Source organism: Nocardia sp. CC213A, assembly GCF_030766805.1.
Taxonomy (GTDB): Bacteria; Actinomycetota; Actinomycetes; order Mycobacteriales; family Mycobacteriaceae; genus Nocardia; species Nocardia otitidiscaviarum.
In genome coordinates this window covers 345,308-364,863 of the sequence record NZ_JASFXA010000001.1, presented here as the reverse complement: position 1 = coordinate 364,863, position 19,556 = coordinate 345,308, and the positions used below count along the sequence as shown (strand labels likewise).

The 19,556-nt window shown below is 69.1% G+C and carries 18 protein-coding genes; 6 read left to right on the top strand and 12 right to left on the bottom strand.

The window, feature by feature from the left end:
- The first annotated feature begins 43 nt into the window (after positions 1-43).
- Both QJS31_RS01630 and QJS31_RS01625 read left to right on the top strand, forming a co-directional pair.
- Entirely contained in the window at positions 44-1,102 is a 1,059-nt protein-coding gene (locus QJS31_RS01630) for an AraC family transcriptional regulator (RefSeq protein ID WP_282781051.1), read from the top strand.
- Between the two features lie 7 nt (positions 1,103-1,109).
- The gene (locus QJS31_RS01625) at positions 1,110-1,736 is read left to right on the top strand and encodes a TetR/AcrR family transcriptional regulator (protein ID WP_282781053.1); all 627 of its coding nucleotides are present in this window, start codon (positions 1,110-1,112) and stop codon (positions 1,734-1,736) included.
- Positions 1,737-1,771: 35 nt separating this feature from the next.
- Here QJS31_RS01625 and QJS31_RS01620 read toward each other — a convergent pair whose 3' ends face one another.
- The 12 genes from QJS31_RS01620 to QJS31_RS01565 are packed head-to-tail and all read right to left on the bottom strand — an operon-like array spanning position 1,772 to position 15,092.
- The gene (locus tag QJS31_RS01620; protein ID WP_306355774.1) at positions 1,772-3,223 is read right to left on the bottom strand and encodes a carotenoid oxygenase family protein; all 1,452 of its coding nucleotides are present in this window, start codon (positions 3,221-3,223) and stop codon (positions 1,772-1,774) included.
- A gap of 13 nt (positions 3,224-3,236) precedes the next feature.
- A complete protein-coding gene (locus QJS31_RS01615) occupies positions 3,237-3,914 on the bottom strand; it encodes a hypothetical protein (RefSeq protein WP_282781057.1) in 678 nt (225 codons plus the stop codon).
- 45 nt (positions 3,915-3,959) lie between these two features.
- The gene (locus tag QJS31_RS01610) at positions 3,960-5,066 is read right to left on the bottom strand and encodes a hypothetical protein (protein ID WP_306355773.1); all 1,107 of its coding nucleotides are present in this window, start codon (positions 5,064-5,066) and stop codon (positions 3,960-3,962) included.
- A gap of 20 nt (positions 5,067-5,086) precedes the next feature.
- Complete coding sequence (locus tag QJS31_RS01605; protein ID WP_372341532.1) at positions 5,087-6,355, bottom strand: MlaD family protein; 1,269 nt, start codon at positions 6,353-6,355, stop codon at positions 5,087-5,089.
- A 2-nt stretch (positions 6,356-6,357) separates the two neighbouring features.
- Positions 6,358-7,455, bottom strand: a complete 1,098-nt coding sequence (locus QJS31_RS01600) for an MlaD family protein (RefSeq protein ID WP_282781065.1) — start codon at positions 7,453-7,455, stop codon at positions 6,358-6,360.
- Entirely contained in the window at positions 7,452-8,573 is a 1,122-nt protein-coding gene (locus QJS31_RS01595; RefSeq protein WP_282781067.1) for an MCE family protein, read from the bottom strand. The genes QJS31_RS01600 and QJS31_RS01595 overlap by 4 nt, the downstream gene beginning before the upstream one ends.
- Positions 8,570-9,667, bottom strand: a complete 1,098-nt coding sequence (locus QJS31_RS01590) for an MCE family protein (protein WP_282781069.1) — start codon at positions 9,665-9,667, stop codon at positions 8,570-8,572. The genes QJS31_RS01595 and QJS31_RS01590 overlap by 4 nt, the downstream gene beginning before the upstream one ends.
- Before the next feature lie 6 nt (positions 9,668-9,673).
- Positions 9,674-10,714, bottom strand: a complete 1,041-nt coding sequence (locus tag QJS31_RS01585; RefSeq protein WP_306355772.1) for an MCE family protein — start codon at positions 10,712-10,714, stop codon at positions 9,674-9,676.
- A complete protein-coding gene (locus QJS31_RS01580) occupies positions 10,711-12,051 on the bottom strand; it encodes an MCE family protein (RefSeq protein ID WP_306355771.1) in 1,341 nt (446 codons plus the stop codon). The genes QJS31_RS01585 and QJS31_RS01580 overlap by 4 nt, the downstream gene beginning before the upstream one ends.
- 7 nt (positions 12,052-12,058) lie before the next feature.
- Entirely contained in the window at positions 12,059-12,913 is an 855-nt protein-coding gene (locus QJS31_RS01575; protein ID WP_372341519.1) for an ABC transporter permease, read from the bottom strand.
- A gap of 2 nt (positions 12,914-12,915) precedes the next feature.
- Entirely contained in the window at positions 12,916-13,779 is an 864-nt protein-coding gene (locus tag QJS31_RS01570) for an ABC transporter permease (protein WP_282785322.1), read from the bottom strand.
- Positions 13,780-13,787: 8 nt separating this feature from the next.
- Positions 13,788-15,092 carry a cytochrome P450 gene (locus QJS31_RS01565; protein WP_306355770.1) on the bottom strand — a complete coding sequence of 435 codons (1,305 nt, stop codon included), beginning with the start codon at positions 15,090-15,092 and terminating at the stop codon, positions 13,788-13,790.
- Positions 15,093-15,234: 142 nt separating this feature from the next.
- On the opposite strand from QJS31_RS01565, the gene QJS31_RS01560 reads away from it, so the two are divergent.
- The 4 genes from QJS31_RS01560 to QJS31_RS01545 all read left to right on the top strand — a co-directional run bounded on the left by QJS31_RS01560 (position 15,235) and on the right by QJS31_RS01545 (position 19,555).
- On the top strand, positions 15,235-16,002 hold the full coding sequence (locus tag QJS31_RS01560) for an SDR family NAD(P)-dependent oxidoreductase (RefSeq protein ID WP_306355769.1): 768 nt from the start codon (positions 15,235-15,237) through the stop codon (positions 16,000-16,002).
- Between the two features lie 55 nt (positions 16,003-16,057).
- A complete protein-coding gene (locus QJS31_RS01555; RefSeq protein ID WP_282785320.1) occupies positions 16,058-17,452 on the top strand; it encodes an aromatic ring-hydroxylating dioxygenase subunit alpha in 1,395 nt (464 codons plus the stop codon).
- A 76-nt stretch (positions 17,453-17,528) separates the two neighbouring features.
- Entirely contained in the window at positions 17,529-18,521 is a 993-nt protein-coding gene (locus QJS31_RS01550; protein WP_306355768.1) for a thiamine pyrophosphate-dependent dehydrogenase E1 component subunit alpha, read from the top strand.
- A complete protein-coding gene (locus QJS31_RS01545) occupies positions 18,518-19,555 on the top strand; it encodes an alpha-ketoacid dehydrogenase subunit beta (protein WP_282780323.1) in 1,038 nt (345 codons plus the stop codon). The genes QJS31_RS01550 and QJS31_RS01545 overlap by 4 nt, the downstream gene beginning before the upstream one ends.
- Position 19,556 lies beyond the last annotated feature (1 nt).

Genomic DNA, 19,556 nt, shown 5'->3' with positions numbered 1-19,556 from the left:
CGCCGCGATGTCCGCTCCGGGTGTCCTATTGTCATTTACGGACATGAGCGCTTCGATCACACCACCGCCGCGCGCCTGGGATCATCCGCGCGGACCGGCCGCCGCCCGCATCCTCGTCGAGCTGGGTGGCGAGTACGGGATGAGTGCGAGCGAATGCCTGTCCGGTACCGGGCTGTGCGCCACGGACCTGACCCGGCCCGATACCGTGGTCGAAGCCGGACAGGAACTGGCCATCGCCCGCGCCCTGCTGGACCGGATCGGTGACCGGCCCGGTCTCGGAATCGCGGCCGGGCTGCGCTACACCGTCGGTACCCTCGGCGTCTGGGGTTACGCCATGCTGTCCGCCGCGACCGTGCGCGAGGCGATCCGGCTCGGGGTGCGGTACGCCGAATTGTCCTTCGCCTTCATCGAACCGGTGCTCGCCGCCGACGGGCCGGACCTGACCGTCACCTTCGACGACAGCGCCATTCCGGCCGATGTGCGCGCCTTCTTCGTGGAGCGGGAACTCACCAAGATCGCCGTCCTGGCTCCGGCCGCCATCGGCGCGGGGAGCGGGATGCGCATCGAGACCGCCTTCACCGGAGCCCGCGCGGCCCGGCTGCGGGAGCGGCTGCCCGGCGTCGACCTGCGCACCGATGCCGCCCGGCATCGCCTGGTGTTCAGCGCCCGACTACTGGATCATCCACTCACCCAATCCGATTCGACCACCGCGCTGCTGCTGGAACAGCAGTGCCGACGGCTGCTCGAAACCCGGCGGGCCCGCCGCGGCACGGCGGGCCGCGTCCGGTCGCTGATCCTGGCCGAACTCGCCGACGGGCCGACCGCCGCCACCGTCGCGGCCCGGCTGCACCTGGACGAGCGCACGCTGCGCCGCCGGCTGCACGCCGAAGGCACCACCTTCCGCGAACTGCTCGACGAGGTGCGCCACACCCTCGCCACCGAACTGCTGGCCCTGGATCGCCTCACCCTGGCCGATATCGCGCGCCGGCTCGGCTACCACGACGCCGCCAATTTCAGCCGCGCCCACCGCCGGTGGACCGGCCGGGCACCGCGCACCACCGCTACCCCTTCCGGCCGGTACGACCCGGCCGATACGCGATAATGACCAGGTGACTCAGAGCAAGCGGGGTAAACCGGGTCCGGGCCGCCCGGCCGGAATCGACAGCGTCGACACGCGACAGCGGGTTGTCGACGCCGCCATTCGCTGCTTCGCTCAGCACGGCTACGGACCGGCGACCAACAGCGTCATCGCCGGTATCGCGGGGGTCACCGCCGGGGCGGTCTACTACCACTTCGGCACCAAGAGCCAGTTGTTCGAAACCGTCTGCGCCGAGGTGTACGGCCGCATCCAGGACCGCGCGGCGGCCGCCATCGACGGTGCGCTCTCGGTGCGCGAACTGCTGCAAGCCCTGCTGGCGGTCTCCATGCGGATCAACCACGAACATCCGGAACTGGCCGGGTTCGTCGCGACCGCACCGATCGACGCCCGACGGCACGCCGAACTCTCGGAAGCCTTCGCCGCCGTGAGCAAGGGCATGGTCGAAGGCGTGGCCGAGGCGGTGACCCGAGGGCAGGCCGCCGGACGAATCCCGGCCGACCTCGACCCGGTGCAGATCGCCCGGCTCATCCTCGCCGTCGTGGACGGTTTCGCGCACGCCGCCGCGGCCTCCGACCCCATCGAAATGGATATCCTGGACAGCCTGTTCGAGCGCCTGCTGCTCGACGCCACCACCTAGGCGGGCGATGCGGCCACGCACCGCCCGCCGGGTGTTCAGGCGGGCCGGGCGACCCGGTCGGTGAAGGTGCCGTGGAAGGTGAGCGGCATGTGGTGGCGCAGGGTGCCGCGGTAGAGCGGGTCGGCCAGGAGGTCGCGCGCGTCCAGTACGAGCACGCTGGCGAGTTCGGTGGTGCGGTCCTGGGTCACGGCCAGCAGCCAGCCGTCGTCCTCGGCGCTCGCACCGGGGCGGGGGACGAACAGGGCCTCGTGGGCCAGGGTGTCGTCCGGCAGTCGGTGCACCGACTCCTTGCCGGTGTCGGTGTCCAGCTTGGCGATCGAACTCGGGTAGGGGGTGCCGTCGGCGCTGGCGGCCAGGTACACGTAGCGGTTGCGGCGGCTGGTGTGGCCCAGGTTGTAGGTGGGGAAGTCGCCGTGCAGGTCGGAGAGGATCTCGTGGATCACCCGGCCGGTGGGGGTGACGCGCAGCTGGGTGAGCCTGCCGCCGTAGGGTTTTCCGGCACCGAGCATGCCGTCGCGCACAGTGCTGAGCTGGCTGTTGAGTTCCGTCCAGGAGGCGTCGTAGTCCACCAGCTCCACCACGGTGTCCGAGCCGTCCTCGTAGGTGTTGGCCAGATGCAGGTGCATGAGCGGATCGGTGTGCAGCACCCGGGGTTTGCCGCCGTCGCGGGGCACCAGGCCGATCATGGTGCCGCGCCGGGCGTCGTAGTCGATGGCCTCGATGAAATTGCGCATGCCCAGGCCCGCACCGAGGAATTTGCCGATCGGGAACACCAGGGGCGGGATGGCGAACACCAGGTGGCGTTCGGTGAGGCCCATATCGTGATTGAACATCGGGGTGGGCAGTCCGAGCGACCCCAGCGCGTGCAGCGTGCCGCCGCGGTCGACCCGGTAGCAGGCGAGCTGGGGGCGCGGGAACATGGACAGGCCGAAGTTGAACATCTCGCCGGTGCGGGGATCCCAGCGCGGATGAGCGGAGAACGCGCCGATCCAGGTGAGCCCGCCGTCGAAATCGTGTACGCCCACGGTGGCCAGGGTGTCGGGGTCGATCTCGGTGGGTCGCCCGCCCTCCCACAGCGCCAGCAGCTTCCCGGCGTGCACGGCCACACTGGTATTGGCCACATTGGCCGGGAATCGCAGTGCGTTGGTGAGGATTCCGCCGGATCGCAGGGTACCCAGCGCGCGATACGGCGCGCCGTGCGCGGTGAGCGACCGCCGATAGTGCTTGGTGCGGACGAACCGGTTGCGGAAGTGCAGTCGCCCGTCGTCGAAGGCGTACATGGACAGCATGCCGTCACCGTCGAACAGATGGCCGAGCGGTTGGCCCCCGGCGTCCATCTTGCCCGGTCCGTTGCGATACATGGTGCCGCGCAGGCTCTCCGGGACTGCTCCGGTGAAATCGTCTACCGTGTAGTCGAATTCGTCGTGCAGCGGCAGATAGTCGCGACCGGTCGCGGTCTGGTCGGATGTCGTGGTCGGGCTGGACATGGCCCCTCCTGGATCATGAGAGCGCGGGACGCACGCGCAGCGTGCAGGACAGTTCGGGCAGATGGGGTTCGAATTCCAGCGGCATCGCCGAGGTGGCGTCGAAGACGCGCTCACAGGCCGCCTTGCAGCCCATGAGGCAGGAATTCGTCTGTGCGGCGGGCGCGGACACCGAGGCGTGCATGGCGCATTCGGGGATCTCGTACACCAGGGTGCCGTCGGCCTCGACCGCCGTGCGGCGGATGGGTCCGACCAGGAAGGTCGCGAAGCCGACCCCCGCGTCCATGACCGACGGGTACATGCCCTGGGGAATGAGCCGCAGCGAGGCGAAGGCCGGGAGCAGATAGCGCAGCCAGCGGCGCAGCCGGATCGACACCGCCGTGGCGACCAGGTCGGTGACGTCCTCGACCGGCATGACCTTCGTCAATTCGGTGGTGGCCCATTCGAGTTCGGTGACGAACTGGCCGTAGCGGCGCTTCCAGGACCAGCGCGGTCCCTCCAGGAACCGGTTGCCGGTGCGCTTGGCGGTGACGGCCGCCCAGCCCGCGTCCACCGCGGCGCGGTCGTCGGCGACCACCCGCAGCACGGGCAGCAGGACGGCTTCGGGCACGTCACCGACGCGGGCCAGCATGGACCGCATGATCAGGTCGTCGCGCAGCGCGGTGAGCGCGCCGGTGGGTTGGGGACTGTTCATACTTCCACCTCTCGTCTTTCCACCTCTCGTCGACGGCGAGCGCCGTCAGGGAATATCGACCCGCGCGGCCTTCCACTGCCCGTCGACCAGCCGCATGGTCATGACGATGCGGCTGCGGTCCACCCGCGGGTCCGGCATCTCGGTATTGGTCACCGTCTGGTCGACGAACAGCAGCACCACCACCTCGTCCCGGGTGGCGGATTGGACGGCCGACTGCAGCACCACGCCCTTGCCCGCCGCCCGGTGGTCGATCAGCAGCTGCCGCAGCTGACTGCTGGACTGGGTGTATGCGTCGCGGAACTCGCCGGTGGAGCCGTCCAGGACAGCCTGGAAATTGGCGTCCAGATCGGCGCTGTCCACCGAGGTCAGGGTGACGGCGTAGGTCTCGGCGGCACGCAGCGCGGCGGCACTCGCCTGCTCGGTGGCCCGCACCTCGCGGTACTGCCAGCCGAAGTACGCGGCGGCGGCCCCGAGGCCGATGATGAGCAGCAGCGCGATCGCCGGGGCGAGGCGGCGCGCACCGGCCGCGGGGCGCCACCGGATACGGATGGTCTTGGCCACGCGGGAATGTGCCGGAGTCGTGGGACCTGTCGCGTCCGACGATTCCGCCGCGCCGGCGCTGCCTGCTGATGCCGCCGACGCCACCGGTGTCGCCTTGTCCGAGGGGGCTCCGTCGTCCGCTGGTGTCACTTCGCCTGCCGGGGTGGCGTTGTCTCCTGGTGTCGCTTCGCCTGCCGGGGTGGCGCTGGTTGCTGATGTCACTTCGCCTGCCGGGGTGGCGTTGTCTGCTGGTGTCGCTTCGCCTGCCGGGGCCGAGCTGTCTGCTGGTGTCGCCTTGTCCGCGCGGGCCGAGCTGTCTGCCGGGGCCGGTGTGCCTGAACGGGCCGCCTTCTCTGCTGGGGCCGCCTGGTCGATCGGGTCCGCGCGAGTCGCGGGATCGGCCGTGGACGACCGGCTGCTGTCGGGTGCGGTGGACTTCGCGGTCGCGACGTCGGTGTCGGAGGGGGTTTCGCGGTCGCGGTCGGTGCGCATGTCGTCGGTGCTGCTGTCGCAGCCGGTGCTGTCGGTGGCGGTGGTAGTCGCGGTCTCGGGCGGTGTCGAGGTGGGGGAGTCGGCGTCCTGATCGAGGACGTCGATGGTCTTGTCGGGCATGGCGTTTCCTAGGGGTCGAGCTACTTGCCCTGCCGGTGGGGCTCGGATTCGGGCGGCATGACGGGGCCGCCGTAGGGCAGCGGGATGGTGTGCGGTCCGATCGGTGTCGGGTCGGTGCGGCGCATGGGGTCGTATCCGGGTGGCGGACCGGCGGTGTCGTCGCCGGGGGGCACCGGTGCGTTGCGGGCTCCCCGGACCAGCAGCGCCGGATCGGGATTGGCGCAGTAGGTGTACATGTAGGGCTCCGGATAGCTGGGGTCGAACGGCACGTCGCGCGGATGCGGGTAGTCGCAGTAGTGGCGGAAGTACAGGTTGGCCACCGCCCACACCCCGCCGTCGTGCATGGTGGAGGCGACGGCGTCGAGGACCGAGCCGCGGTCGTCGCGCAGCAGATGGGTCAGCGCGGGCACCCGGATATAGGAGAGCTGGGCGACGGTGGCGAGATTGCCGAGCAGCTGCACCATGGTGGGGGAGTTGTCGGCGATCAGGGTGTCGAGTGCGGCCAGGGTGCGCGGGCTGTGCTCGATGAGCTGCCGCAGCCCGGCGTCCTTGGCCCCGGCGGCGTTGAGCGTGGCGGTGAGATTCGCGGTGGCCGTGCGCATTCCGTCGGCCTTGTCGATCATGAGCTGGAAGACCGGTCGACTGTCGCGCAGCAGGGCGGTGGTCTGCGGCAGGACGCCGTCCAGGCTGGAGACCAGCAGTTCCATGCCGCCCAGCAGGTTCCGCAGTGTGCGCGGTCCCTCCGGTCCGACGCCGAGCTCGTCCACGATGGCCCGCAGCCGCTCCGGATCGGTTTGCGCCAGCAGGCCGTCGATATTGCCGAGCACCCGCCACAGCGGCACCGGCACGACGGTGCGGTCCTGGGTGATCAGGCTGCCGTCGGTCAGCAGCGGCCCACCCTGCGAGCTGGGTTCGAAGTTCAGGTACTGCTCACCGGCGGGGGACAGCCCCGACACCCGCACCGCCGTGCCGTCGCGCGGAATGCGCGCGGTCCCGTCGACCCGGGCCACCGCCCGCACACCGTCGGCGGTCAGCTCCACCGACTCCACCCGTCCGATCGGCACGCCGCGCAGGGTGACGTCCTGTCCGGCCAGCAGTCCGCCGGATTCGCTGAGCTGTACCCGAATCCGCATCTGAGTGGCGAACGGATCGGTGCGCAGCGCGCCGAACATGATGTAGGCCCCGGCCAGGGCCAGCAGCGCCACCTGCGCGACCACCGACAGCGCGAGCCGGTGCGCCGTCGCGGCCCGGGCGGTGCGCACCAGCAGGCGCGCCGGTGGTTCCAGCATGCTCATCGCCCCGCCCCCGTCACGCGATTGCCGAGCTGGGTGAGCACGAAGGCCAGCGATCCGACGAAGTTCGCCAGATCGGCCTGCTCCGGGAACCGGAACGCCGAATCGGCCAGGTGGCCGGGATCGTCCACCGGACCGATCACCACCTGCCGCAGTTCCACATCGGCGTGGGCGGCGTTGGAGCTGAAGAACTTCAGCGTCGGCGGCAGGATGCGCAGCAGGTTGGCCATGGTGACGCGCGGATCCACGGCGGATTCGTTGAAGGCCGCCGACACCATGTTCAGGTCGTGCACGATGCTGCGGGTGTCGGTGCCCTGAATCGCCGGGAACTTCTCCAGATGCCGGGTCAGCGCGGCGATCTGGTCGGCGAGGGTGACCATGCGCGCGGTGTTGTCGGCGATCACGGCGAGGGCGGGTCCGGCCGCGCCGAGAATCTCGTCGATGGCGGTGCGCCGCGCGTCCAGGCCGTCGGCCAGTGCCGCGGTGCGGGCCAGCACGCCGCGTAGTTCTTCGGAGCGGGCCGCCATGGTGGCCAGCAGATCCCGCGACTGCGCGATGACGGCGGTCAGGCGCGCACCCCCGTCGTTCATGGCGTCGCCCATACCGTTGAGCACCCGGGTGAGGTTGCGGATCACGCCGCCGTTGACCAGGAGGGTGGTGGAGGCGAGGACATCCTCGACGGTGGCGGCGGCCGCGGTGGACGGCAGCGGGATGGTGTCACCGTCGCGCAGCGCCGTGTCGCCGCCACCTCCGGCGGGCGGCACCAGGGAGACGAAGATATCGCCCAGTGGTGTGGCCGAACGCAATTCGGCCCGGGTGCCGGTGGGTAGCGCGACGGTGTCGAGAATGCGCATCGACACCACCGCCGTGTAGTCGCGGGCGGTCATGGACACCACCTCGCCGACGTCCGCGCCGCCGACCCGGACCTTGGCGCGATCGGGCAGGTTGAGGGCATTGGAGAACACCGCGTTCAGGTGATAGCTCGGGCCGTTCACCCCGGGCGCGGGCAGCGGCAGGTCCTCCACGCTGACCGAGCAGCCCGCGAGCAGGGCCGCGGTGGCGCAGACGGTGACCGGCAGCGGTCGACGGCGGCTCACGGGTGCATCCTCGTCATCGCCTCGAGTACCGACGTGACGCCGAAATCCGGCCCCATATCGCTGAAATTGCCGGTGCTGCACCCTAGTTGGCGTAGTCCGAGAATATTGCACACCTCCTTGGTCATGGAGCTGTCGAAGAACACCGAATCGAAGTGCGCGCCGACCCGCAGATAGCCGTTGCGCTGGTCGATGGCGTTCACCACGTTGTCCACCGCCAGCGGGGCGAGATTGAAGACCTCGGCGAGTTCGCGCCGGTAGTCCACCAGCGCGCGGGCGAAGGAATCGCTGCTGGCCACGGTGGCGCGCAGATCGTCGCGATGCTCGGTGAGCAGGGCGGTGATGCGGTCGAGCACCTCGTTGAGCAGTCGCCCCGTCTCACCTTGCCCCAGCTGTTCCCGCACCAGCAGGTCGCTGAGTTGCCCGACGCCGGAACCGAACTGGTCGAGCAGCTGCTGATTGCGGGCGGCGGCGTCGGTGAGCGCGGCGAGTTCGGTGACGATGGTGGTGATGGCCTGGCGGGTGCCCTCGCCGTCGTCGGCCCCGGTGCGCAGCGCCTCCGACAGCGTGCCGAGCGCCGAGCGCAGTTGCTCACCACTGCCCGCCGCCATGGCCGCGGTGCTGTCGAGGATCTCGGCGACGGGGCCGCCGCCGCGACCGTCGCCGCCCAGCGCGGTGCCCAGCTTGTCCACCATGTTCAGGATGCGGTCGAACTCGATGGGCGTTCTGGTGCGGGTCAGGCCGAGCACCGCGCCGTCGGGCAGGGTCGGGCCGTCGGTGTAGGGCGGGGTGAGTTCGATATGCCGTTCGGTGAGAATCGAGGTGCCGACGGTGACGGCCTGCACGGTGTCGGGCAGGCGCACGCCGCTGTCGATGCGCAGTTCGATCTCGACGTATTCGCCCTTGGCGGTGATGTTCTCGACCGTGCCGACCGGCATGCCGAGCACCGCGACCGCATTGCCCTGGTAGAGGCCGATGGCATTGTCGAACTGGGCGATGATGGTGCGCGGCGCGGTCCCGGTGCCGGGCAGTACCGCGAATCCGGCGGCGACCAGCGCCGCGACCAGAGCCGCGATCGCGCCGGTACGGAGGGCTCGGTGGCGGAGGGCTGGGTATCTCATCGGCAGTCCTCGAAGTACCGGAAGTGTTCGGGCCAGTGGTGCTGCTCGGCATTGGCGCTGATCGCGCACATCCAGGAATCCACCATGAGCCCGCCGGGCAGCAGGAAGTCCAGGAACGGGCCGGTGCCGGTGGCATTGGTGATATTGCGGACGGCGATCGGCATGGCCTGGAACATATTGCGCAGCAACTCGTCGTGGTCGCCGATCATGCCGGTGAGGGTGCGGATGTCGACCAGCAGCGAGTCGATGTGCTCCCGATTGCCGACCGCCACCGTATGCGCGATGGTGACCAGTTGGGTCGCGGCATCCAGCAGTCGCACCACACCGGCCCGGCGGGCGAGGATTTCCCGCACCATGACATCGCCCTGTCCGATGAGGGCGGCCATATCGCCGCTCTGGTCGCCGAGGATGGTGGCCAGTTGGGCGGTATTGCGCAACAGTGCGCCGATCTGATCGCGGCGTTCGGCGATCATCCGCGACAGGTTCTCCACATTGGCCAGTGCCTCGGGCAGGATCGCGGGCGTATCGCGCAGCTGTGCCGCCAGCAGGCCCATGGATCGCGCGAAACGATCGGCGTCGACCTGTTCGAAAGTGGCGGTCGAATCCTGTAGCAGCTTCTGCAGATCGTAGGGAACCGTGGTGTGCGTCAGTGGGATTCGTCCGTCCGGCAGTGATCCGTCACCGGCGGGCATGAGCGCGATCGAGCGAGCGCCCAGTACGGTGGTGAGGACGATCTCAGCGCGGGTCTGCGCGCCGAGGGCGACGTCGCCGTCGATCTTCATGCGGACGAGCACGCGGTCGCCGGCGAGTTCGGTGCCGCCCACGGTTCCCACCGGCACCCCCGCGACCGTCACCTGATCACCCGGCCGGATGCCCGCCGCCTGTCCGAACTCGGCGGTGTAGGTGGCCTGGCCGATGTGCAGCGTGGTCACCAGGGTGGTGGCGGCGACCGCCAGGACGAGCGCGGCCAGCGCCAGCGCACCGAGCCAGGTCTGGCGCAGCGATTCCAGGGGCCGGTCGCGCAGTCGCCGACCGATACCGACGGAGCGTGGAATGAGGCTGCGCGGCGTGCTGTTTCGCGCTGTCGCTGTCATGGCATATCACCTGCACTGTGCCGAGTACCTGCGCTGCCCACCGGGGGTCGCGCTGTCGACGATCGCGGGAACGACGGGGGCGATCAGGTCGAGAATCGTGAAGTTGAAGTCGCACGCCTGCGCGCTCATGGCGGTGCTGTCCCCGGTCACCCGGGCCAGCCCCTTGAACACCGCGGGCAGGTTCGCCCCCAGGGTGGCGACGCCGTCCGGATTGCCGACGATGGTCGCCAGCCACCCCGGCTCCCGGGCCAGCAACTGCTCCAGATCCGGTGCCGCCCCGGTGATCACCGCCGCGAGCCGGCCGACCGTTCCGGAGATCGCGCCGAGCGAGGAAACCAGCTCACCGCGCTGCTCGGCGAGCCCGTCCACCACCGTGCGGACCTGGGTGAGGGTGGTCTGCAACCGGGTGCCCTGCGCGGCGAGGGTGGCCATCACCCCGTTCAGGCTGGTGATCACCTTGCCGAGCAGCTCGTCGGGTCCGGCCACCACCTGTGCCAGTCGGGACGTCTCGGTGATGAGCGTGGTGAGTGCGTGCACATCGCCCTGGAGCGCCTCGATGAGTGCGGTGGACAGATTGCCGCGGTCGGCCGGGTCGAGCAGCGTGAACAGCGGTTCGAAACCATTGAGCAGACCGGTGAGATCGAAGGAGGGCTCGGTGTGTTCGACCGGGATGGTGGCGCCGTCGGGCAGCCGTGCGGGTTGACCGAAGTCGGCCAGAGTGAGGCCGAGATAGCGTTGTCCGGCGATGTTCTGGTAGACGATCGAGGCGCGGGTATCGCCGTAGACCGGCTGATCGCGCCGCACCCGGAAGCGCACCCGGGCGCGGGTGCCGTCGAGTTCCACGGCGTCGACCCTGCCCACCCGCACCCCGGCGATCCGCACATCCGAGCCCTTGCGCAGGCCCGAGGCATCGGTGAACATCGCGGTGTAGGAATGCGTGGGACCCTGTACATCCCGCCGTAACGTGACGAATATCGTCCAGGTCAGCGACAGGCTCACCACGAGAAAAGCGGCCAGCCACAGCAGGTTTCGTCGGTGTGCTGTCATCGTTGGCCCTCCGTCGAGCGACCGGTCTGTGGAACCGGGGTGAATACCGGTGGTGCGGGCGGAGTTCCGAGCGGGCCGAGCAGAATGCGGGCCGCCGCGGAGTCCGCGTCCGGCAGCGTCACCCCGGGCGGCGGGGTGTAGGCGCGCGCATCGGGCAGACCCGTGGTGTCGATGACCGGTGTGGTCTCGGGCGCGGTATCGCAACTCGGGCCACGCAATTCGCCGTACACCGGGCAGTCGGCCCGCACATACAGCCGCAGCGGGGTCAGCGACACCACCAGTTTGAAGGTGAAGGTCAGCTTCTCTCCGGTGCGCGTCCACAGCTCCCGGAAGAAGGTGTCGACCACACTGTTCAACCGCAGCATGATGGCCGGGAATTCGCCGGCGTCGTCGGCCAGCACCCCCACCACCGGGGTGAGCTGGGCGGTGATGTTCACCAGCTGGTCGGCGTGATTGTCCATGGCGGTGCCGACGGTGCCGAGGGTGTCGCCGGTGCCCAGCAGCAGCGCCGCCAGTTCCTCCTGCTTCTCGGCGACGGTCCGCAGGGGCGCGACCGTGCTGTGCAGCGCGTCCACCAGATCCGGTGCGGTCTCCGCCAAGGTCGCGATGGCCCGCTCCCAGGTGCGCAGGGTGCTCGGGCCGGTGTCCTCGGTGCTGAGCCGGTTCATCTCGTCGACCACCCGATTGAGCCCGTCCACGGTGGCGGTCAACGTCGCGCCCTTGCCGGCCGTGGCATCGGCGAGAGTGCGGATGAGACCCAGGGTGCGGTCGCTGTCGTCGCGGCCGACGGCGCGCAGCAGTTCCCGCACCTTGACCAGGGTGGTCTGAAACAGTTGCGTCGGCAGCGTACGGTCCTCGGCGATGGTCGCACCGTCCGTGAGCGGCCGCCCGACGGCGTTTTCATGGGACGGCCCGCCGTCGTCTCCTTGGGACGGCCCGCCGTCGTTGTCCACCAGTTGCACCGAGGAGACGGCGAAGGCGTTGCTCGGCACGATGCGTGCCGTGACGGTGCTCGGAATCCGCCGCGCGTGTTCGGGTTTCAGGTCGATGGTCACGATATTGGGCGAATCGCCGCGTGCCGGGGTGACGCCCCGGACCATGCCGACCAGCACCCCTCGGAACTTCACATCGGATTTCTCCGGCAGACCGTCGCCGACACTCCCGAGCAGCGCGGTCACCGTGACCCTGCGATCCAGATCGCCCCGGGATTTCGCCAGCAGCAGCTGGGTCGCGACCACGCAGATCACCAGGAAGACCACCCCGGTCGCCAGCAGTAGCCGGGTGGACGGCCCCCGGCCGTCCAGTTCGAACGCATTGCCCCGTGTCCTGTTTCCCATGTCGTGCCTAACCCCCCAGTCGTCCGCCCGCGTCGATGCCCCAGAACGCCATGGTCAGCAGCATGTTCAGCACGGCCATGATGGTGATGCTGGCGCGCATGGCCCGCCCCGCCGCGATGCCGACCCCGCGCGGGCCACCGGTGGCGTAGAAGCCGTAGTAGCACTGGATGGTGGACATGACCGCCACGAAGACACACACCTTGATCACCGCGAAGACGATGTCGCGCCCGCTGAGCATGAGCGCGAAGTAGTGCAGATAGGTACCGGTGCCCTGCCCGCTGGCGAGGAAGACGACGAGTTGGCAGGCCAGGAAGTTCAGCGCCAGGCAGGCGACGAACAGCGGCAGGATGGCCAGCGCCGAGGCCAGTACCCGCGTGGTCACCAGATACGGAATCGGGCGGATGGCCACCGATTCCAGGGCGTCGATCTCCTCGGCGATCCGCATGGCCCCCAACTGCGCGGTGAAGCGGCAGCCCGCCTGGATGCCGAAGGCCAGCGCCGCCATGAGCGGGGCCAGCTCCCGCACCGCGGCGAGGGAAGTGATGAGCCCGGTGGCCGGACCCAGGCCGAGCAGTTGCAGCGCGTTGTAGCCCTCGATGCCCACGATCGCGCCCGTCGCGCCACCCACCACCAGCACCACGCCCGCGGTGCCGCCGCCCACCACGATGGAACCGTTGCCCCAGGTCACATCGGAGAGCAGCCGCAGGAACTCACGCGAATACCGTTGCAGCACAATCGGTATGCCCGCGATGGCACGGAAGAAGAAGGCCACCATGTGGCCGACGCGCGCCAGGTGGTGACGGCCGAAACCGGCCCCCGCCACCAGCGGGCGCGTTCCGGCGATGGTGTAGCCGGTCGCCATGATCAGAATCCCGCCCGCGGGAACAGGATCAGATACATCTGGCTCATCAGCACATTGACCAGCATGAGCAGCAGAATCGACTGCACCACGGCGGCATTGACCGCGTTCGCCACCCCCGATGCGCCGTGCCGGGCGTCGAGCCCCTTGTAGCACGACACCACCGCCACGATCACCCCGAACACCATCGCCTTGAGCAAGGTCAGTACCAGATCGTCGACCGTGGCGAAGGAGGCGAATGTGGCGGTGTAACTACCCGGGGTGCCGCCCTGGAGGGTGACCGTGAAGGCGTATCCGGCCAGAAAGCCGATGAAACAGGTGAATCCGGTCAGTGCGACGGCCACCACCACCGCGGCGGCCAGGCGCGGCACCACCAGCCGCCGGATCACCGACACCCCCATGACCTCCATGGCCGCGGTCTCCTCCCGAATGGTCCGCGACCCCAGATCGGCGCTGATGGCAGACCCCACGGCCGCCGCCATCAGAATGGCGGCGACCATCGGCGCGCCCTGCCGGATGACCGCAAGCCCATTGGCGGCCCCGGCCAGCGAGGTCGCCCCGAGTTGCCCGGCCAGCAAACCGAATTGGATGGACAGCGTCACCGCGATGGGCACCGTGACGAATAGGGTCGGCACCACCGCCGTGCGTGCCATGAAGGTCGCCTGTTCGACGAACTCGCCGAACGGGAACCGGCGACGCGCGATATCGGACATCAGATATTGGCAGGCGCGCACCCCGAGTACGAACTGCCCGCCGACCGTGCGCAGCGCGGCGAGGGGATGGCGGTTCGCATAACCCCGGGACCACCGCACCACCTCGGCGCGCGCCGAGGCCGCATCGGGTGGGGGTGGGGGAGCGGTGGTGGTCATCGCCGGGCCTACCGTTCGGCCGTGGCGGATACCGGGCGGTCGGCGGCGGGTGTGCCCTGCGCCCGGAAGATCAGCGAGAGGCGCTTCAGGCCGCGCAGCATGAAGCTGGGTTCGTACTCGAAATCGTTGTCCGGGCCGAATTCCACCGCGCCGAAGCGCGCCGCCAGCTCCTCGACCATGATCCGGGATTCCAGCCGGGCCAGCGGCGCGCCCAGGCAGGCGTGGATACCGGCGCCGAAGGCCAGGTGCGACCTGACATCCGGCCGTTCGGGGTCGAACTCCTCGGGCCGCTCGAACGCGGCCTCGTCTCGGCTGGCCGAGCCGAAACCGAGCACCACCAGCTGCCCGGCCGGGATGGTGTAGCCGCCCAGCGTCGCCTCGGTCTTGGTGATGCGGAACATGCTCTGCACGGGGGCGAGGAAGCGCAGCCCCTCCTCGATGAGGGGTGCGGCATGCGCGGTGGGGTCCGCGCGCAGCCACTCCCACCACCGGGGCGCGTGCGCGATCTGTTCGAACACTCCGGTCAGCAGTTTGGTCGAGGTCTCGTTCCCGGCGATGAGCAACTGCTGGATGATGCTCAGGCAGGCGGCCGTGCTCAGCGGTTCGTCACCGTCGGCGGCGCTGGGCGCGTGGACCAGTCCGCTCAGCAGGTCGTCGCGCGGATGCGCGCGCCGGTCGTCGAGTTCGGCGGCGAAGAAGCGCTGATACTCCAGCAGACCGCGGGCCTGCTCCAGACGTCCGCCGTCGTCGAGTTCCGCGCCCACCGTCGCGGTGAACTGATCCGACCAGCGTTTGAAATCGTCGATCCGGTCGTCGGGCACATTCAGCACATGGGCGATGACCCGCAGGGGCAGTGGTGCCGCAACGGCTTTCACGAACTCCACCGGCGTGCCGTCGGGTAGTCCCTCGGCCAGCTCGCGGGCGATCTCGCGGATGCGCGGCTCCAGGCGTGCGATGAACCGGGGCGTGAACGCCTTGGCCAGCATGCGTCGGTAGTAGTGATGCTCCGGCGGATCGGCGGTGAGCAGCGTCGGCACCGCGGGCCACCCCTGTGCCTGGATCCGCTCGAGTTCCTCCTTGATGGACTCGGGCGGGGGCAGCTGCGGCAGACCGAAGTTCGACGAGAACACCTCGTGATCGGCCAGCGCCGTGGCGACCAGCTCGCGCGAGGTCACGAACCACATGCCCCGGCTCGCCACGAAGTGCACCGGCGCCTCCCGGCGCAGGGCGCGGTGCCAGGGATACGGGCATTGCAGTGTCTGCGGATCCAGGGGATCGAACGCGGGAGCGGAGCAGGGCGAGGTATCGGTCAAAGCCGCCTCCAAAGATGTTGCCCCCCACAGAAAACAGGCGGGTGGGCCGGGTCTTGACTAATTAATTGGCCAATATAATAGTGATCCGTGTCATAGACAAGCGGGGGTCGCGCAGCGCGGTCGCCGAGAACGGAGGTGGGGCATGTCGAAGGCCCTGGTGACGGGTGCGGGCAACGGAATCGGCCGCGCCATCGCGAAACAGCTGGCGGACAACGGATTCCAGGTTGTTGCCGTCGACCTCGACAAGGCCGCGGCGGCGGCCACCGCCGCCGAGATCGGCGGGACGGCGCTCGACTGCGATATCTCCGACGAGCAGGCGGTCGGGGAGTTGGCCGCCACGGTCGGTCCGCTGGACGTGCTGGTCAACAATGCCGGGATCTGGCGCTCGCACACCCTCGACGACTCCACCCTGACCGATGTCGACGCGGTGCTGCGCACCAATGTGATCGGTAGCTGGTTGGTGGCCCGAGCCTGCGTGGCGAACTTCCCGGCGCACGGCGGGGCGATCGTGAACCTCACCTCCGTGCTGGCCGAGATGTCGGGACCGGGGCGTGGCATGTACCCCGCGTCCAAGGCCGCCATCGTCGCCCTCACCAAGCAGATGGCCACCGAGTACGCACCGCGCGGGATCCGGGTGAACGCGGTGGGGCCGGGGTTGGTCCTCACCGAGGGCACCCGGGCCGAATTCGGCGATCCCGGTCTGCAACGGGCCATCGGTGCGGCCATGCCGCTGGGACGGCTCGGCACGCCGGAGGACATCGCCGCCGCGGTCGGGTTCCTGATCTCCCCGGCCGCGAGCTATATCACCGGGCAGGTGCTCTACGTCGACGGCGGCTGGACCAGCAATGGGTCGGCCTTCATCGGCATGGCCGCGCAGCGCTATGTCGAACAGCTGACGGCGGCACCATGAGCGCCATCCGTCACCTTCTCTCCCGCAATGTAATTCACTCTGGTTGGAGGATGTCATGACCGACCTTCGCGACGGCCGCGAGCTCGCACCGGGCGAGGCCCGCTCACCCGGGCCCAGTGTGCAGAGCCTGTTGTCCGGTGACACCCGGGAGGTGCCGCCCCCGCTGCTCGAGGAGTCCTACGAATACCTGGGGTCGGAGGACATCGACAAGGAGCGCTACCTCTCCGCGGACTTCCACCGGCTCGAGGTGGAGAAGGTGTGGAAGAAGGTCTGGCAGCTGGCCTGCCGGGAGGAGGACATCCCCGCGCCCGGCGACTACATCGTCTACGACATCGCCGATATCTCCCTGATCGTGGTGCGCACCCGGGACGGCGAGATCAGGGCGTATCACAACGCGTGCCTGCACCGGGGCACCCGGCTGTGCGACGACAACGGTCACGCGGAACAGCTGCGCTGTCCGTTCCACGGTTTCACCTGGGGGCTGGACGGGGCGCTCGCCGAGGTGCCCAGCCGCTGGGACTTCCCCCACGTGGAGGATGCGAAATTCGCACTGCCGCAGGCGAAGACCGATGTGTGGGCGGGATATGTCTTCGTCAATCCGGATCCCGACGCGGTCTCGCTGCACACCTATCTGGGCGAGGTCGAGAAACACTTCGCGTATTTCAAGCTGGAGGAGCGGTTCAAGGCGGTGCACGTCGCCAAGGTGATCGACTGCAACTGGAAGGTCGCTCTGGAAGCGTTCATCGAGTCCTACCATGTCATCTCGACCCACCCGCAACTGCTGGAATACCTGGGCGACAGCAATACCCAGTACGACGTCTACCGTGGGTCCGACGGGCAGCCCGGCTTCAATCGGATGATCACCCCGCAGGCCACCACCAGCCCGCATCTGGAACCGCTGGAGCCCCAGGATGTGCTGGAGGCCATGTTCCGCGACTTCTACCCCGAGGGCATCGGGGCCATTCACGTCCCCGACGGTGAGTCGGCGCGGCCGATCGTGGCCGAGGCGCTGCGGCAGCGCCTGGTGGAGCGCTCCGGGGCGGATCTGTCCGGGGTCAGCGACAGCGAGATCGTGGACGCCATCCAATATTTCGTCTTCCCGAACATGTGCCCGTGGGCGGGTGTCGGCGCACCGCTGACCTACCGCTTCCGGCCCTACGGCAACGATCCGGATCGCTGCGTGTTCGACATCATGTTGCTCGCGCCGCTCCCGCCGGGTGTGCCCAAACCCAAGGCCGGTCCGATCCACTGGTTGGGTCCGGACGAGGACTTCAGCGCCGCACCGGAACTGGGCGGGCTGGTTCCGGTGTTCAATCAGGACCTGTCGAATCTGCCGCTGGTGCAGCGCGGTCTGAAGGCCATGACGAAACCCGGTGTGACCCTGGCGGATTACCAGGAGGTCCGGATTCGGCAGTTCCATCAGGATCTGGACGCGTACCTGGCGAAATGACCCGAATCGGCACTGGACGGGCGATCGCGCCCCGTGCTATCAATTAATTATCGGACCAACTAATAGATAGGTCATCGTGTTGGACACCGACATTCCCGCCGAGATCGGTCGAGACGAACTGATCCGGATCTTCCGCAAGGCCACCCGAATCAAACTGTGTGACGAGAAGTTCCGGTCGCTGGTGCTGGCCGGACAGGTCAGCGCGCAGTACTACTCGCCGCGCGGCCAGGAGATCGTCTCCGCGTCCGTGGGCACACTGCTGCGGCCGGACGACCATGTCGTCACCACCTACCGGGGGTTGCACGATCAGCTCGCCAAAGGTGTTCCGCTGCGCGAACTCTGGGCCGAATTCATGGGCAAGGCCACCGGGATGTGCAAAGGCAAGGGCGGGCCGATGCACATCACGCACCCGGAGTCCGGGCTCATGGTCACCACCGGCATCGTGGGCGGCGGACTGCCCATCGGCGCGGGGCTGGCCCTGGCGGCGCGGCTGCGCGGCACCGACCAGGTGACCGTGGTGAACTTCGGCGACGGGGCCAGCAATATCGGCGCGTTCCACGAAGCCTGCAATCTCGCCGGAATCTGGAAGCTGCCGGTGATCTTCTGCTGCCACAACAATCTCTACGCCGAACACACCGCATACGAGGACGGCACCAGTGTGGCGCGCATCGCCGACCGCGCCGCCTCCTACTCCTTCCCCGGCGTGCGGGTGGACGGCAACGACCCCGTCGCCATGTACTCCGCCGCGCGCGAGGCCATCGCCCGCGCGCGGGCCGGGGAGGGGCCGACCCTGCTCGAGGCCATGACCTTCCGTTTCCACGGACACCAGATGTCGGATCGCAACGAGTACATGAAACCCGGTGAGCTGGACGCGGCGCGCGCCGCCGATCCGGTGCCGCGTTTCCGCGCATGGCTGCTCGACCGCGATATCGCCGACGAGGCGGTGCTGGCGGGCATCGAGAACGAGGAGAAGGCGGCGGTCGAGGACGCCGTGGCCTTCGCCGAGCAGAGTCCGCCGCCGGATCCCGCGGAGGCGGTCACCGACGTGTACGAGGAGGCGCTGGTATGAGCGAGGCACAGCCGCGAGAGGCGACCGACAGCCAGCCGATGACCGGATTCCAGGCGCTGGGCAGCGCACTGGACGATGCCCTCGCCCGCGACCCCTCGGTCTTCCTGCTGGGTGAGGACATCGCCGACCCGGGCGGCGGCGTGTTCATGGTGACGCGCGGGCTGTCCACCAAGTACGGCGACCACCGGGTGCGCGCCACCCCGATCAGCGAGCAGGCCATCATGGGCGCGGCGATCGGCGCGGCCGTGGCGGGAATGCGGCCGGTCGCGGAGATCATGCTCATGGACTTCCTGGCCGTGTGCATGGACCAGCTGTCCAATCACGCCGCCAAACTGCGCTACATGTCCGGTGGCCAGACCACCGTCCCGCTCACCGTGCGATGTGCGGCCGGAGCCGGAATGCAGTTCGGCGCACAGCATTCGGAGATGCTCGAAGCCTGGTTGACCCATATCCCCGGACTCAAGGTGGTGGTGCCGAGCACCCCGGCCGACGCCAAGGGGCTGCTCACCGCCTGTATCGAGGATCCCGATCCGTGCGTGGTGGTGGAGCAGAGCCTGCTGTACTTCACGCCGCCGCAACCGGTTCCGGTGGGGCGGCACTATGTGCCGCTCGGGGTGGCGGCCACGCGGCGGCCCGGACGCGACATCACGCTCATCTCCTACGGCCGCCAGGTCTACGACGCCCTGGCCGCGGCGCAACAGCTCGCCGCCGACGGCATCGAGGCCGAGGTGATCGACCTGCGGTCGCTGGTGCCGCTCGACGAGGAGACGGTGCTGGAGTCGGTGGCCCGCACCCGGCATGCCGTCATCGTGCACGAGGCGGTGCGGCGCAACGGTTTCGGCGCGGAGCTGGCCGCCATGATCTCCGAACGGCTCTTCGACGAACTGGCCGCGCCGGTGGCCCGGGTCGCGGGGGCCAACACGCCCATCCCGTACGCCAAACCGCTCGAGGACGCGTTCGTGCCCAACGCGGAATCCGTGCTCGCGGCGGTGCGCACCACCCTGGCGCGCTCGCATCCCCGGGTCGGGAGCTGAT

Excerpts from the sequence above, each read along its gene's own strand:
- QJS31_RS01570 (WP_282785322.1), bottom strand. The coding sequence starts at position 13,779 with ATGACCACCACCGCTCCCCCACCCCCACCCGATGCGGCCTCGGCGCGC.
- QJS31_RS01545 (WP_282780323.1), top strand. The coding sequence starts at position 18,518 with ATGAGCGAGGCACAGCCGCGAGAGGCGACCGACAGCCAGCCGATGACC.
- QJS31_RS01560 (WP_306355769.1), top strand. The coding sequence starts at position 15,235 with ATGTCGAAGGCCCTGGTGACGGGTGCGGGCAACGGAATCGGCCGCGCC.
- QJS31_RS01590 (WP_282781069.1), bottom strand. The coding sequence starts at position 9,667 with ATGACAGCGACAGCGCGAAACAGCACGCCGCGCAGCCTCATTCCACGC.
- QJS31_RS01580 (WP_306355771.1), bottom strand. The coding sequence starts at position 12,051 with ATGGGAAACAGGACACGGGGCAATGCGTTCGAACTGGACGGCCGGGGG.
- QJS31_RS01620 (WP_306355774.1), bottom strand. The coding sequence starts at position 3,223 with ATGTCCAGCCCGACCACGACATCCGACCAGACCGCGACCGGTCGCGAC.
- QJS31_RS01555 (WP_282785320.1), top strand. The coding sequence starts at position 16,058 with ATGACCGACCTTCGCGACGGCCGCGAGCTCGCACCGGGCGAGGCCCGC.
- QJS31_RS01575 (WP_372341519.1), bottom strand. The coding sequence starts at position 12,913 with ATGGCGACCGGCTACACCATCGCCGGAACGCGCCCGCTGGTGGCGGGG.
- QJS31_RS01630 (WP_282781051.1), top strand. The coding sequence starts at position 44 with ATGAGCGCTTCGATCACACCACCGCCGCGCGCCTGGGATCATCCGCGC.
- QJS31_RS01615 (WP_282781057.1), bottom strand. The coding sequence starts at position 3,914 with ATGAACAGTCCCCAACCCACCGGCGCGCTCACCGCGCTGCGCGACGAC.
- QJS31_RS01605 (WP_372341532.1), bottom strand. The coding sequence starts at position 6,355 with ATGCTGGAACCACCGGCGCGCCTGCTGGTGCGCACCGCCCGGGCCGCG.
- QJS31_RS01610 (WP_306355773.1), bottom strand. The coding sequence starts at position 5,066 with ATGCCCGACAAGACCATCGACGTCCTCGATCAGGACGCCGACTCCCCC.
- QJS31_RS01585 (WP_306355772.1), bottom strand. The coding sequence starts at position 10,714 with ATGACAGCACACCGACGAAACCTGCTGTGGCTGGCCGCTTTTCTCGTG.
- QJS31_RS01595 (WP_282781067.1), bottom strand. The coding sequence starts at position 8,573 with ATGAGATACCCAGCCCTCCGCCACCGAGCCCTCCGTACCGGCGCGATC.